Annotated in this window: 14 protein-coding genes; 5 read left to right on the forward strand and 9 right to left on the reverse strand. The window is 62.8% G+C overall.

The genetic code is table 11. The annotated features are described in order from the left end of the window. A partial coding sequence (locus AC1Q7F_RS13995; RefSeq protein ID WP_492507810.1) for a transposase domain-containing protein occupies positions 1 to 207 on the forward strand: 207 nt, incomplete at its 5' end. A 91-nt stretch (positions 208 to 298) separates the two neighbouring features. Here the strand turns inward: AC1Q7F_RS13995 and AC1Q7F_RS14000 are convergent. After that, the gene (locus tag AC1Q7F_RS14000) at positions 299 to 1867 is read right to left on the reverse strand and encodes a DUF1302 domain-containing protein (RefSeq protein ID WP_492507812.1); all 1569 of its coding nucleotides are present in this window, start codon (positions 1865 to 1867) and stop codon (positions 299 to 301) included. 153 nt (positions 1868 to 2020) lie between these two features. Between AC1Q7F_RS14000 and AC1Q7F_RS14005 the strand changes: the two genes are divergently transcribed. Next, complete coding sequence (locus tag AC1Q7F_RS14005; RefSeq protein WP_492507814.1) at positions 2021 to 3379, forward strand: DUF1329 domain-containing protein; 1359 nt, start codon at positions 2021 to 2023, stop codon at positions 3377 to 3379. Between the two features lie 31 nt (positions 3380 to 3410). On the opposite strand, the gene AC1Q7F_RS14010 is transcribed toward AC1Q7F_RS14005, so the two are convergent. The 5 genes from AC1Q7F_RS14010 to AC1Q7F_RS14030 all read right to left on the reverse strand — a co-directional run bounded on the left by AC1Q7F_RS14010 (position 3411) and on the right by AC1Q7F_RS14030 (position 7836). Further along, a complete protein-coding gene (locus AC1Q7F_RS14010; RefSeq protein WP_492507816.1) occupies positions 3411 to 4148 on the reverse strand; it encodes an anti-sigma factor family protein in 738 nt (245 codons plus the stop codon). Beyond that, complete coding sequence (locus AC1Q7F_RS14015) at positions 4145 to 4717, reverse strand: RNA polymerase sigma factor (protein ID WP_492507818.1); 573 nt, start codon at positions 4715 to 4717, stop codon at positions 4145 to 4147. The genes AC1Q7F_RS14010 and AC1Q7F_RS14015 overlap by 4 nt, the downstream gene beginning before the upstream one ends. Positions 4718 to 4887: 170 nt before the next feature. Further along, a complete protein-coding gene (locus AC1Q7F_RS14020) occupies positions 4888 to 6129 on the reverse strand; it encodes a hypothetical protein (RefSeq protein ID WP_492507821.1) in 1242 nt (413 codons plus the stop codon). Positions 6130 to 6221: 92 nt separating this feature from the next. Continuing rightward, positions 6222 to 6569: a cupredoxin domain-containing protein gene (locus AC1Q7F_RS14025; RefSeq protein ID WP_492507823.1), complete on the reverse strand. Its 348-nt coding sequence runs from the start codon at positions 6567 to 6569 to the stop codon at positions 6222 to 6224. 31 nt (positions 6570 to 6600) lie between these two features. Further along, positions 6601 to 7836: a hypothetical protein gene (locus AC1Q7F_RS14030; protein ID WP_492507825.1), complete on the reverse strand. Its 1236-nt coding sequence runs from the start codon at positions 7834 to 7836 to the stop codon at positions 6601 to 6603. 314 nt (positions 7837 to 8150) lie between these two features. Between AC1Q7F_RS14030 and AC1Q7F_RS14035 the strand changes: the two genes are divergently transcribed. After that, complete coding sequence (locus tag AC1Q7F_RS14035) at positions 8151 to 8936, forward strand: calcium-binding protein (protein ID WP_492507827.1); 786 nt, start codon at positions 8151 to 8153, stop codon at positions 8934 to 8936. Positions 8937 to 9229: 293 nt separating this feature from the next. Here the strand turns inward: AC1Q7F_RS14035 and AC1Q7F_RS14040 are convergent, their stop codons facing one another. Both AC1Q7F_RS14040 and AC1Q7F_RS14045 read right to left on the reverse strand, forming a co-directional pair. Beyond that, complete coding sequence (locus AC1Q7F_RS14040; RefSeq protein WP_492507829.1) at positions 9230 to 9553, reverse strand: 2Fe-2S iron-sulfur cluster-binding protein; 324 nt, start codon at positions 9551 to 9553, stop codon at positions 9230 to 9232. A gap of 31 nt (positions 9554 to 9584) precedes the next feature. Then, on the reverse strand, positions 9585 to 10373 hold the full coding sequence (locus AC1Q7F_RS14045; protein ID WP_492507831.1) for a nuclear transport factor 2 family protein: 789 nt from the start codon (positions 10371 to 10373) through the stop codon (positions 9585 to 9587). Between the two features lie 162 nt (positions 10374 to 10535). Here AC1Q7F_RS14045 and AC1Q7F_RS14050 point away from each other — a divergent pair, with 162 nt between their 5' ends. Together AC1Q7F_RS14050 and AC1Q7F_RS14055 are read left to right on the forward strand one after the other, a co-directional pair. Then, complete coding sequence (locus AC1Q7F_RS14050; RefSeq protein ID WP_492507833.1) at positions 10536 to 12176, forward strand: class I adenylate-forming enzyme family protein; 1641 nt, start codon at positions 10536 to 10538, stop codon at positions 12174 to 12176. 64 nt (positions 12177 to 12240) lie between these two features. Next, positions 12241 to 13347, forward strand: coding sequence for an NADH:flavin oxidoreductase (locus AC1Q7F_RS14055; RefSeq protein WP_492507835.1), 1107 nt, complete (start codon positions 12241 to 12243; stop codon positions 13345 to 13347). On the opposite strand, the gene AC1Q7F_RS14060 is transcribed toward AC1Q7F_RS14055, so the two are convergent. Then, positions 13341 to 14627, reverse strand: coding sequence for a spinster family MFS transporter (locus AC1Q7F_RS14060; protein WP_492507837.1), 1287 nt, complete (start codon positions 14625 to 14627; stop codon positions 13341 to 13343). The two genes, AC1Q7F_RS14055 and AC1Q7F_RS14060, sit on opposite strands and share 7 nt — an antisense overlap. Between the last annotated feature and the right edge of the window lie 34 nt (positions 14628 to 14661).

The raw sequence follows: 14661 nt of genomic DNA on the forward strand, positions 1-14661 counted from the left end.
ATCGCTGTCGGACGACGGAACTGGACCTTCTGCGGCTCCGATGACGGCGGCGACAGGGCCGCCGCCATCTACACCCTCATCGAAACCGCAAAGCTCAACGACGTCGATCCCCAAGCCTGGCTCGCCGACACCCTCGCCCGCATCCACGACCATCCAGCAAAGGCAATCGCCGAACTCTTGCCATGGAATTGGAAGGCAAAACCCTGAATGGGCCTACGCCGGATGCTTACCCCGCAAGGGCCCATGCCGCATCTGTCAAGACCCGATGCCGGAACGCAGAGCCGCCCCCTGCATCCTTTCAGAAGGTTCGTTCCAAACTGAAGGATAGATGGTCGCGGTCAGTCAGCCATTGTTCGCTGGTCGTTCCCAGATAGCGCGTCAATGTCAGGCTGGCTTTCCAGGTCGAATCATAGGTCGCGGCGATACCCATCTGCATATCGCCGCCGCCGGCATTCTGTACGCGGTAGCTGAGACTGTGGCCGGACAAGTTATAGCCGATCCCGACAGGCAGGGTGACATCGACATTGGGCAGCACCCGGAAATAGCGCGGCTCGATCAGTAGACGCAGGCGCGAGGCCGTATGGCGCCAGGGCCGGTCGACATCGGTCGGTTCATGATCGGCCACATGGTCGAAGGCCGCCTCCGCGCTGAGATCGGCACTGTCCCAAATGCCGGTGCGGCCGACCTTTGCACTGACGGACATCTGGCCGTGGACAATGCTTCCTTTCACATAGCCGTCATAGGGGGCCAGACTATCGGGGGGCCGCCCGGCCGGGGCCAGTACCAGCGGCGCATTGCGACGTAAGGACAGTTCACCCGCCAGCGTCGCCTCGGCGATTACCGTACTCAGGCTGACGCCATACAGCCGCACGCCACCCGGATAGACCGCGCGGTAATACCCGACCGGGCCAACCGATGCCCGGCTTTCCATCTGCAGGAAATATTGCGGCTCCATCGAATTGTAGCGAAGGGCGTAAAGGCCGTAATCCACATCGCCGATATTCATGTGCAGCGACAGCCCGAACTGCCCACGGACCGAAGGCTCCTGATCGCGCCGGCGGACCAGGTATCGGCTGGATGTCAGCAGAAACCGGTCGCCACCAACCCCCAGATGATCAAGGTAACTGAAATAGCTGCCGCTGCCGGGCAACAGCGTCGGGCGCCATTCCATCTGGTGATAGGCGGACAATGCCAGATCGGCACTGGGCTGGAGGGTGGCGACCGCCTGCGCCACCGGCCGGTAGAGGTCGTTGCGATAGGTGCCTGGCGCAGTGATGGCCCGTGTATAGTCAACGGGCGCCAGAGCGGACGCAATGGATTGCGCATCATGGAACAGCGCCTCACCCCAGGCCAGCGTCTGTCGGCCGACACGAAAGCTGACCGGCATGCCGCCCATGTCGAACCCGCCGCGCAGGAACGCATCGCGCAGTTCAAGGTCACGTCCATGCCACCGCCGGGTTGCCGCGGGAAACTGACCAGATGGGGTCGAACCACTATTGATGATGGCGCTGGGGCCGGAATCGGTACCCCGCCGATAGACATCGTCATACCATCCGGCAACACTGACATGACCGCCCCAGCCCCGCAGATCGACATCCAGGCCGGTCAACAGATCCAGCCGGTTCGAGACCAGTCCAGGGGCGAAGTTGCGATCGCCATCCCCCCAGTTCAGGGGCGCCGTCAATGCAGGCGCACGCTCGAGAAGCCGCATGGCCACCGTATAGCGAACCATGGTGGTCAGCCTGATCTGCGGCCCATCGTTGACGGTCAGGTCGGTCGCACGGGCGACCGTTCCATAGGACAGGGACAGGATCAGGCCGACGAACGGCATAATTACGGCGGTCGCGCACCGACGCCGCACGGCCATCGCCTGTATCCTGTTGCACTGTCGGGAATGATCCTTATGGTCTTGGCGATGCCACACCGTGGAACCCGCCGGATCGGGAATAGCCGGAACGCCGTCATTCACCGACATTATCCCTATGCCGCCGGCATCGCCGCAACCGCTTCGCCTGGAATGATGCGCCACAAACTCCGCTTTGCCATCGCCGTGATCGCTACCCTCTTGTGCCAATCCGCCATCGCTCAGGTGTCGGAACAGGAAGCGGCACAATTGACCGGTCGCCTGACGCCCGTGGGCGCTGAGCGCGCGGGCAATGCTGACGGCAGTATTCCGGCATGGACAGGGGGGCTGGTCGACCCAACGCCGCCGCCCCAGCAGGGGCCCAGGCGCGATCCGTTCGCCGGGGAAAAGCCGTTGTTCGCCATCACAGCGCAGAATTGGCGCGACCATGCCGACCGGTTGCCGGAAGGGGCTAGGCATCTGTTCCAGACACGGCCGGACTACCGGATGGAGATCTATCCGACGCACCGGACGGCAGCGGCACCCGGCTGGGTGTACGACAACATCTTCCGCAACGCCACGCTTGCCCGCCCGGCTGCGGAGGGAATCCGCTATGGCATCGAAGGGGCGGTCGGTGGCATCCCCTTCCCAATTCCCAAGGATGGCTACCAGGCGGTATGGAATCATCTGCTGGCTTTCTGGGGTGCGGCGCGCGAAGTGACGGTGGGGACCTACGTCGTTCCGGCGGATGGCGCACCGGAATTGACCGGCGCTTATCGTGAGATTGCGGACTTCCCCTATTACTATCGGTCCATGACGCCAGAACAGTTGGGCGGCTATTATTTCAAGACCATCCGCATCGCGACCGCACCGGCCAACCGCCTCGGTGAAGCCTATCTTTATTGGCAGTCGCTGAATATCAAGCGCCACGACCTGGCGGCCTGGCGGCTGTTGCCGGGGGAGCAGCGTGTGCGCAAAGCCCCCCCGATTTCCTATGACGTGCCCGACCCGATTGCCGCCGGCTACATGAACCAGAACGAATATTACATGTTCTTCGGCGGTATGGACCATTACAGCTTCAGGCTGGTGGGCAAGAAAGAGATGTATGTTCCATACAATAATAACCGGCTGTACCAGATGCCCCTGTCGCAGGTGCTGGGCAAGACCCATCCCAACCCCGAAGCCTTGCGATACGAGTTGCACCGCGTCTGGGTGGTGGAGGGGACGGTGGCGCCGGACGCGCATGATGTGGTGTCGCGCCGCCTGCTGTATCTGGACGAAGATACATGGATGGCGGTCTATGCCGACAGTTGGGACGAGAATGGCACGCTGTGGAAGTTTGCCCACGCCACCATGTATGTGATGCCGGATGTACCCGCCGTCGTCATCGGCAGCCAGATCGTGCATGATTTCGAGCTGGGCGGCTATGCCTTCACCTTTGCCTTCAACGACGAACCGTTCCATTACCGGCTGACCAATCCCCATCCCGCCGCCCTGTTCAGCCCCAGTGCCCTACCGGCGCAGGCCGGGCGATGACGGTGCATGGCCCAGGGTCATCAATGGCCCGTCAGGCTGTCAGCCCCACATAGGCCAGGCTGGCCAGTTTCTGCATGATGGCGGCCGACATCTCACCTGCCATCACCATGCTCACGCGATCATCCTGCCAGACACAGATCCGCAGGTCGGCTTGCTTGAACTGGTCAAAACGCACGGTGCCGTCCGAACTGCGCAGATAGATGGTGAACAGACCGCCTTGACCGTCACGATAGGCAAGGGTGGCGGCATCGTGCTCGATGCCGACCCCAACAAGCTGATATCCAGCCCGCGACAGGTCCGGTACTTTCACCTTGGCATCGACAATGCGGCTCAGGTCTTCATTGTAGCGCCCGATATCCTCGGCCAGCGCCAGGGTCTGCGTCCGTGCATCCAGCGCCTCCCTGACAACATCGCTGCCCGGCACCCGGGTCAGCAGACCGGCCCCTGTCACCAGCAGTGCCAACATGGCGGCAACAGCACCATAAATCCGCCAGCGGCCACCCGGACGCGCAGCACCAATATCGGAAGACCCGCCGGCCCGCGCCAGATCGACAAGGTGCTGCGGTACGGGCTGGTCGATCAACGGGCCATATAAGCGTTTCATGAACAGCTTGTCAGCCTGATAGGCGGCGACGAGATCGGCCAATGCGGGATCGGCCTGGATCGCCGCCTCCACCACATGGGCGCGATCGGAGACAAGCTCGCCATCAATGAAGGCGTGCAGTTCCGCCTCCGTCACCGTCTGATCAATGGGGGGATGCTTGCTCACTTGCTGTCTTTCGATCCGCTGGTGAAAGCCGTTACGACATTGTCCCGTTCGTGCATGACTGTACGCAATCGCTCACGGGCCCGCGCCAGTCGCGACATGACGGTGCCCAAGGGTATTTTCAACTCCTCCGCGATCTCGCGATAACTCAGCTCTTCGACACTGACCAGCAGCAAGATTTCGCGATGTTCCGGCGCCAGGCGCGACAGGGTGGCGGCGAAATCCCGCGCGGCGTCCGTGTCCACCGGCTGGGCGCTCAACGCCACATTGTCGACCAGCGCCGTGATATCCTGTTCCACTCCCCGTGTCCGACCCTTGCGGATCTCATCCAGGTACAGGTTGCGCAGGATACGGCGCAGCCATGCCGACAGGCTATGCTGGTCGCGCAATTGCGCAGATTGCCTCAACGCGCGTTCGATACAATCCTGAACCAGATCATCGGCCAGCGCGAAATTCCCCGACAGTCCAACAGCATAGCGACGCAACCCCGGCAGGTGCGTGACAAGCGCATTCACAAACTGCTGCGGACCTGTCACGATGCCCCATTCCCCTGCCAGGAACGGGTACGCCACAGGCGTTTCCCGCCGCTATCCCATCCTGTCAGCATATAACCACCTTCGCCCGCATAACAGGGCCGTGCCCCGATTCATTGCTCAATGATAAGGACGGGCGAGCCCTCGGCGATATTCCACCGACAACAGAATATCGCCCGAAAACAAATGCGGCTCTCCACGGGTGATGATCAGAAGCGGATCCGCAGGGCGGTCTGCATCTGGGTGCCTGCTTGATCAACCGCTTCACCGAACAGGCGTCGTTGCGCCCGGTGACTGTTGGCGTGCAGGAGTTCGAGTGTCACGCTGGCATGGTCATCAAGACGGCGTGACACCGCCCAGGTCATCGCATGCCCATGTTCACCAAATCGCGTCGGTCGGGCCGCCAACGTCTCTTCCGTGCTGCCGAAGAGATCGGCGCGGGCGCCGAAGGTCCAGTCACCTCTTGTGTACCCGACCATCACATAGGCGGCATGGAAATCCGTGTCCCGGCGGTTCTGCGGATTGGGATCGACCCGCGTCCTGCCGACCATCGCTTGCGCCAGCATCTGCAGACCCGGTGCCAGCTTGAGATCAACCCCGACGCTCCAGAACTGCGTGCGCCAGGCGCGGACAAGATCAATGGCTGTCGGGTCGGCGTTATTGTCGTAATAGAGGACAGACAGGCCCCCTTTGCCCGGGCTGCGCAGATTGATCCCGGCGTACCAGCCCACCCGATCGTCAACCTCGCGGAATAGCGGCAGCCGAACCGGCCCGCGCCCACCCGGCCCGAAATTGTCAGGCAGGCGCACCTCCTCGATCAGTCCGGTCCAACGATCATGAAAGGCCCAGCCCCGATCTGCCAGCAGCGCGCCGGCAGGATCGTTCCAGCCGAAAAGGGCCCCGGTCAAGCCAACCTCCACAGCGTCAAGCGTCCAGATATAGGATGCCTCGACGCCGATGGTGCGCAGTTCCTCCCCGACCCAGCTATTGATGGCGGAAGGCGTGATGGAATAGAGCCCTGCCCAGGCCAGCACCTCATTCTCCAGACTGATAGGTGGGAAAAAGGCGCCTGCTTTCACGGTCAGCGGCAGGTCATCGTCAATCATCGGCTGCCAGCGGACGAAGGCCTCGATCACATCGACGGCGGTCTTCTGTGCCGCCTCCGCCCGCAGGTGACCATAGATTTCCAGCTCATCGGCGATCGTCAGGTATCCAAGAAGATGCGATTCCGCCAGTTGCAGCCCTCCATCGCCTTTTCCATACCGGGTCTTGCCCAGGCCGCCATCCATCCAGCTTCGCTCCCGCGTGACGGGAACGGCCCGGACATCCCCCACCCAATACCAGGTTGTGTCCATACCGGTGGCGGCCACAGCCCCGATGATTGACGGTGCCAGGGTCAGTAGGCTCGCTTTGCGCCAATGCCGGCGCCCTGCGTCCAGTATGGGAAACATCCCGGATTTCCCTTTCGCCACCACATTAAGAAGCCGCCGTGCGGAAAGCCCTTTCAATCCGTTCTCAATTTAAGCGCCGACAGGGGGCGCTGTCATTCAACAACCGTGACGATGGTCTCCATCCTGGGATGGACGTCACAGCCGATCACCACTTCACCGGCCTGGTCCATGACCTGGCGCACCTCTGAACCGGGTTGAAGCAGGTCGAGGTCGAACGTGTGAATTGGCGTGTGGCTGACGATATGGTGGGGTTTGTTGTCGTCATTCACGAAAACCAGCGTGTCGCCCTTGCGGATGGTGATTGCCGGCGGATTGAACTGGCTGCCGCGCTGGCCGATGACATGGGTTGCTGGTGCTGGCGACTGGGCAACCACGCTGCTGCCTCCGGTCGCAATGGCCACGCCGAACAGCGCGAGGAGGATGGATTTATTGCGGATCATGGTCAGCACTCCCAAGTTGGCAGGTCAGTCATCAGTAGGTGGCACGCAACATCAGTTGCGCGCGGGTATCGGCGCGATCCGGTCCGTCACCGAACAGGCGGCGATGGGCGCGATAGCTGTCGGTGTGCAGCACTTCGCCAGCAAGGCTGAGATGGTCGCCAAGCCGTCGGTTGGCAGACACAGTCAGGGCCTTGCCATGTTCCCCGAACCGCACGGCGCGGGATGCCCGCGTATTCTCGTCACTGCCGAACAGGTCGACACGGCCGCCATAGGTCCAGTCGCCATCGGTGTAGCCAAGCAGCAGGTAGAAGGCGTGAAAATCCGTGTCGCGTCGATTGGCGGCGTTCGGCGTCACGATCGTTTTACCCACCATGGCCTGTGTCAGCAGTTGCAGATTGGCGGTCAGCCGCATGTCCAGGCCGATGTTCCAGAAACGCGTGTCCCAGGCGCGGGTCACCCGCAGCGCCGTTGAATCGGCATTATTGTCGTACCAGAGCACCGACAAGCGTGGCCAGCCGCGCTGGCGAAGCGTGAGACCGGCATAATAGCCCGGTCGATCGTCAATCTCGCGGAACAGCTTCAGACGGGCCGGACCGCGCCCGCCCGGCCCGAAATTGTCCGGCAGACGCGTACTTTCGATCAAACCGGCCCAGCGATCATGCAGAGCCCAGCCCCGATCCGCCAGCAAGGTGCCGGCCGGGTCATTCCAGCCAAAAATCGCACCGGTCAGATCGACGCGAAGTCGGCCCGGCTGCCACACATAGGTGGCCTCCGCACCGATTGTCCGCAACTCCTCCCCGACCCAGCTATTGATCGCGGACGGGGAGATCGTGTAGAGCGCGCTCCAGGCGAGACCGTCATTCTCCAGGCTGATGGGCGGGAAGAAGGCGCCCAGTTTCACCGTCAGCGGCCGCGACCGCCCGTCTAACGAGGGCTGCCAGCGGGCATAGGCCTCGATCACGTCGGCCACGGTTTTCTGATCGATCTCCGCACGAATGTGGCCATGCATCAACAGCCCGTCCACCAGTGAAAGATCGGCCAGCAGGTGGGCCTCCCCGATGCGAAGGGCCGCATCGCCCTGGCCATACCGCCCTTTGCCTAACCCACCATCAAGCCATCCGCGCTCGCCACCATTGCTGACCAGCCGGGCATCGATGAGAGCCTGACCGTTGATCTCCAGCGTCTGCGCCGGCGTCGCAAGTCCTGCCAGCCCGGTAAAGACCAACGTCAGGCTGCGCACCAAAAGGGAGACGAGGCGGTTCGTCATGGTCATATCCCGCAAAGTGGTTTCCACCATGAAGACGGGAACGAGGGCAGTTTATTCCCATGGCAACGGGAAAATTTTCGAATTGTCGGTTCGGGGGCTGGAGGCCAAGCCCGACGCCGCCACGACATTGATCGGCCCCACGGCGCACTGTCCTATCCATCCAGCGAAACCGGCGACCGCATCGGGGGCCCCCCAAGAAAATTTGCCGCGATGGAATAAACCGATCAAAGCGCCCGTCTCTGTGAGCGACCACCCCACCAACCGGGGGGAGGAAACCGGCCATCATGCAGGGGCCATCACGCAAGGAGAGGATCGTGGCAATTTTTGAAGGCACGAGCGCCAACGACATTATCAGCGGCGGCACGACGGCCGACCAGATCATCGGCGATGCGGGGGACGACTTCATCTCCAGCGGTGCCGGCGACGATGTGCTGTTCGGTGGCGACGGCGTGGACATCCTGCTGGCCGATCTGGGCAATGACGTGCTGATCGGTGGCAACGGGGTGGATTATCTGGTGGGCAGCCTTGGTGCCGACACGATGTCCGGGGGTGCCGGCGACGATTTCATTCAGGGAGGGGCGAATGCCGGGCCAGGCCTCAGTGACAGCATGACCGGTGGGGCGGGGCATGATGTCTTCGCCTTCTTCGCCGACAGCATCACCGATACGTCCGTCACTGTCGGTGCCATCGGCACCTCTGGCATCCGCGGGCGCAATCTGGCGGACAGCATCACCGATTTCACCTTTGGTGACGATGATGTCATGCTGCACCTGTCCGGGTTTGGGGTCGATACGCCCATTACCATGGTGTCCGGCGCCGCGGCCGATCTCACCACCAATGGTAATTTCATCGTTGCAACATCCCCCTTCGCCAATGCCGGTGCGGCAGCGGCGGCGATCGCCGCGAATGCCAATATCACCAGCGGCGCTGGCTTTTTCATCTATTTCAACAGCAACCTGGGCTTCAATCGTCTGGTGCATTCCACCGACCTGGCCAATGGCGGTGACATCACCATCCTGGCCAACTTCACCAGCCTGTCCGGCGATACCGGATTGGCGGCCATGGCCAATTGGGGCACCGACGACTTCCTGTTCCTGTAATGTGTACCGTCTGAACGGCGGGACGCCGTTTGGTTCTAAGGCAGATCCCGGCGCATGGGGGAAAAGCCCAGCGCCGGGACCGGGCCAATGGATGAAGTGTCTGACTGAATATTGACGGATAGGTCGGCATACCATTGGTCAAATCCAGCCCGCGCATCAAAAAGTCCTTCTGTCTCAATGAGATAATTGGCTTTTCTGCTGTCCGGAGACACCTTGTCCGAAACCGCACAGGTCACAGGAGCGCTGGCGGCGGGCAGGTCCGCGTCGCCAGACGTTCCCTTGAACGCGGTGGATCAACGCTGGCTGGACGGAATATGGACGATAAGGCCGTCCAGCGCTGCGTTCATTTCGATCTGGCACGACAGGCGCGATGTCTCGCACAGGTGCACGGCGCAGGACAGCATGTCCTTTTCCTCGTCGCCGGGTGCGCCGACCCTGGCGGACCAAACCGGATCGATATGGACATGGCAGGTCGCGCAGGCACATGATCCGCCGCAATCGGCATCAATTCCCGGCACGCCGTTCTCTACGGCGACCTTCATCATGGATTGTTCCTCCTCGGCATCAAGCAGGTGTCGTTGACCATGGGGATCAATAAAGGTGATCTCGATCGTCATTCATATTCTCCAATGTCGTATCGTGTATTTATTACGCGGAATTGGCGGCCAGACGACGGTAGAGCCCCCATCGGTCGCGCAGGACATGGCCCCCCGTGACGGCACCGTCACGAACCTGGACAATGCCGGCGCAATGCATCCAGGCCGGCGTGCCACGGTCTCCATCACCGAACCTGTCCATCAGCACACCATCCTGCCGGGCATGGAACGCGACGCGGTCACCAGCGGAGATCAGGTCGGTAATGGTGATGGATGTTTGCGAAAGGATTGGTTCTACGCGGTTTGTGGCGCGTTGATCATCTATCTGTAAGCTATTGATATTAATTATATTTCCAGACAGGAGCCAATCTCGGACCACCTGTTCGTCCAACGGGCTGTGTGGTTCTTGTCGGCTGTCCCAGGGGGCGATGGCGGGATGATCCACCATCATGGCGGGACCTTCTTCCAATTGCCGCCGCCGCGAGAAATAATCCTGCTCGATGGCGCAACCGGCCAGTTTGCCGTCCCGCAGCTTGTAGAGGCCGATGCTTTCCCATGCCGCCGGCCGCCCGCCGTGCCGGACCGAGGCGCCATGTTCGGTGAAGCGCAGCGCGATGCAATCGCCGGCCACCATCACCTCATGCGGGGTGAAAACCAGGCCCGGAAACTGCTGGAACTGTCGGGCCACAGCTGACCGGTATGCATCGTCGCGGCCGCTGATCACATGGCCACCGGTATGCAGTGTGTAATCTTGGTGCATGATGTCGGCGATCACCGAGAAATCATGCCGGTTCACGAAACCGGTCACATAGCGCCGGAGGATGGAAAGGTTGGCATTCATCGGGGATTGTCCCTGTGGAGGCGGCCCACTGACGCCCTGCGCGATCAGTTTTCGCCAAAAACAGGGCCGCATCACCTAACTTTGGATGGGTGTCCCCGCCGCCATCCGCCCCTACCAAGGATCGTCTGGACGTGACGCGATGATCGGGGAAGGGATACCAGGATGACGCAGAAGAACACCCGGCCTGAAGCGGGGGAAACCACTATTGCCGGCCTGCTGGCTTTACAGGCGACGCTGACGCCCGATGCGATCTTCGGCATCTTTCCCGACAGTCAGATCACCTATGGCGCATTGCATGCCCGGGCCTGGACCCTCGCAAAGGGCTTGATCGCATTGGGCATCCGGCCCGGGGACCATGTCGCGACGCTGATGCCGAACTGCGCCGACTGGCTGCCCTGCTTCTTCGCCGGTCTGTATGCCGGCGCCGTCATGGTGCCGCTGAACGCCCGCTACAAGCGCCATGAACTGTCCTATGCCATCGCCCATTGCCAGGCGCGGATATTGTTCACCACCGATGCCATCGACGACCATGTCGATTTTGTCGGGCTGCTGGAACAGACCCTGCCCCATCTGACGGAAGGGGGGGATGCCGGGGCGCCCGCCCTGCGTCACGCATTGCTGATGGGACGCCGGCGTCACAAGGGCTTTCTGTCGGAAGATGATCTTGCCGATGCCGGCAAGGACATTTCCGACAGTGTGGTCGAAGCCGCCTGGCGGTCGGTGGCGCCAGAGGATGCGGCCGTCATCATCTACACCTCTGGCACCACCTCCGCACCCAAGGGCTGTGTCCTGTCCCATGCTGGCATTCAGCGCAGCTGGTACACGTTCGCGGAGACGGTCGATCTGTCGGCGGCGGACAGGATCTGGATGCCCATGCCCTTTTTCCATACGGGCGGGGTGGGACCGATGACGGCGGTCCTCTCGCGCGGTGCGGCCTTCATGACCCAACCGCATTTCGAACCGGAGGGGGCCGTGGACCTGATCCGCCGCCACCGGATCGCGCATCTCTATTCCGGCTTTCCGCAAATGTCGCTGACGGTGCTGCAGCATCCATCCTATTCGCGCGACGCGTTCGGCTTTGTCCGGTCGATGCTGAATGTCGGGCCGCCGGCCACGCAGCAGGCGGTGCAGAAGCTGCTGCCGCCGGGTGCGGTGCTGCTGAACCTGTTCGGCATGACGGAAGGGGCGGGCATCATCACCTTCACCCCCGCCGACACCTCAACGGAGCGGCGGGCCGTGACCAGTGGCCGGCCACCCGCCCATACGGACATCCGCATCGTCGATCCCGACAGCGGTGAGGTCTGTCCGCCGGAGGTGACGGGGGAGATTCAGTTCCGGGGCGGCGGTGCCTTTCTGAATTACTACCGCGACCCTGACGCCACGGCGGCCACCATCCTGCCCGGTGATTGGGTCCGCACGGGTGACCGGGGCCGGATCGATGCCGATGGCTGGCTGCATTATGCCGGGCGCCTGAAGGACATGCTGAAAGTGGGCGGGGAGAATGTTGCCGCTGCCGAGATCGAATTCTTCCTGACCCGGCACCCCGACGTGAAGCTGGTCCAGGTGATCGGCGCCCCCGACGCAAAGATGGGCGAAGTGCCGATTGCCTTTGTGGAGCGGGTGCCGGGCGGCATGGTGACGGAAGACGCGTTGATCGCCATGTGCCAGGGGGAACTGGCACGCTGGAAAATCCCGCGCGCCGTGGTCTTTGTCAGCGAATGGCCGATGTCGTCCACCAAGGTGCAGAAATTCCGCCTGCGCGCACTTTTGCCCGATCCGTATCGCCCCACCGCCATCGGATAGGGGCCGGACAACACGGGGCATGGTTGTCTGCCAGCATGGTTTCCCACCTTTGGCGGATGGAATGATGAACGCCTTCGACGCCCTTTTCCGACCTTTTGATCTGGGGCCACTGCATCTGCGCAACCGGATCGTCATGGCCCCGATGACGCGCTGGAAATCCCCCGATCAGTTTCCCGGCCCCGACGTCGCCGCCTATTACCGCCGTCGGGCGGAGAATGGTGTGGGGCTGATCGTGACAGAGGGGACGACCATCGACCATCCCACCTCCTCCTACTCCGTCCGCGTGCCAGCCTTTCACGGGGCCGCCCTGGACGGCTGGCGGCGGGTGGTGGACGGGGTGCATGCGGCCGGTGGGCGCATCGTGCCGCAGATCTGGCATGTCGGCCCCATGCGCCATCCCAGCAACGATTATCCCAACCGGCACCTGCCCAATGCCAGCCCGTCCGGCCTGTTCCGGCCCGGCGGCAAACAGGCGTCGGCACCGCTGACCAAGGTGGAGATCAGGGAGATCGTGGACAGCTTCGCCCGCGCGGCGGCCGATGCGCGGGCGCTTGGCTTCGACGGGGTGGAGATCCATGGCGCCCATGGCTATATACTGGATGCCTTCCTGTGGGACGGGCTGAATATCCGCGACGATGAATATGGTGGCGATGCAGTGGCCCGCACGCGTTTCGCGGTGGAGGTGATATCGGCTGTGCGCGCCGCCGTGGGACCGGATTTCCCGGTCATCCTGCGCATCTCCCAATGGAAGCAGCAGGATTATGGCGCCCGGCTGGCCGATACGCCGGAGAAGCTGAAAGCCATTTTCCAGCCCATCGCCGATGCCGGGGTGGACATGTTCCATTGTTCCCAGCGCCGGTACTGGGAACCTGAATTCCCCGGATCGGACATGAACCTTGCCGGCTGGATGCGTCGCTTGCTGGGCAAGCCCACCATTACGGTGGGCAGCGTCGGCATGGCCGGCCCCATGTCGGTCACCGATGTGGGCGAACGGGCGGAGGTGTCCACCGACCTGTCTCCCCTGATCGCGCGGCTGGAAGCCGGGGAGTTCGATCTGGTGGCCGTCGGCCGCTCGCTGCTGGCCGACCCAGAATGGGCGCGCAAGCTGTGTGACGGGCGGCTGGACCAGATGAAGCCCTTCACCAAGGAGGCGCTGGATAGTCTCTACTGATCCGTGTAGGGGGTGTTGCTGGTCCGGTATTCCCGGACCAGCAGCCGTCCGCCCGCCAGTGCTGCCACCCCGCCCAGAAGACACCCGGCCAGCGATATTGCCATGGCGTGGCGCAACGCCCCCGGCCCATGCTCGGGCGTCAGGGCATCGCTGGCCATGCCCACGGCCAGGGGACCCAAGGCGCCGCCAAGGCTTTGCAGGATGGGGATGGTGGAGGCGGCCAGGGCGCGTGCGCGCGGCTGGACCAGGCCCATGACGATGGTGATGACCGGCGGGGCCCAGAAACCCAGGAAGAAGGTGAAGACCCCGAACCAGAGGATGGCGCCATCGGCATCCGCCCCATACAGGGAGAAAAGTCCGGTCGGCACACAGGCCAGCAGCCCGCATCCGGCCGTCCAGATCAGCCAGCGCATATCGCGCGCGCCCAGCCTGTCGGCCATGGTGCCGCAGCACAGATTGCCCAGCAGTAACCCCACGGCCAGCGCCGACCCCATTTTCAGCCCGACATCGGCTGTCGACAATCCATGCACCCGGATCAGGAAGGCCGGCATCCAGGACAGCATGGCAAAGGCGGAAACCGACGCCAGGATGGCGATCAGGATCAGCAGCCGGTAGGTTTTCAGGCGCAGGAAGGACAGGAAGGTGTTGACCAGGGGCTGCGTTTGCGCCGGCCCCACTGCCGGGCGGGCCGGTTCCGGCACCGTGAACCGGAACAGCAGCGCCACCAGAATGCCGGGTGCGCCGACGATCAGGAAGGTGGCGCGCCAGCCCAGCACATCGTTCAAGGTGCCGCCCAGGAACACACCGAAGGCGATGCCGAACGCGCTGCCACAGCTCATCAACGCGAAGACGCGGGTGCGCAGATGCGGCGGGAACAGGTCCGTCAGCAGGGAATAGCTGGCGGGCGCGCTGCCCGCCTCGCCCGTCGCCACCATCATGCGGCCGATGGCCAGGTGCAGATAACTGGTGGCCATGCCGCAGAACATGGTCATCAGGCTCCAGAACCCGACACAGGCCGCAATCAGGGTACGGCGGTTACCCCGGTCGGATATCCGCGCCAGGGGGATGCCGGCCGCCATATAGAAGGCGGAGAAGAACACCCCTGTCAGCAGGCCGATCTGCGTGTCGCTGAGGCCCAGGTCGGCCTTGATCGACTGGATCAGGATGGTGACGATCTGGCGATCAACATAGCTGATGAAGGCCACCGCCATGATCATGACGAGGGTATAGTATTTCAGCCGGTCCGCAGGCGCGGACCGTGCCGGAGAAGCACCATGCATGGGTCTCGTTTCCTTCCAACTGCCATTTCGGGCC

The sequence above is a fragment of the Niveispirillum sp. GW835-FHT14G11 genome (assembly GCF_058793615.1).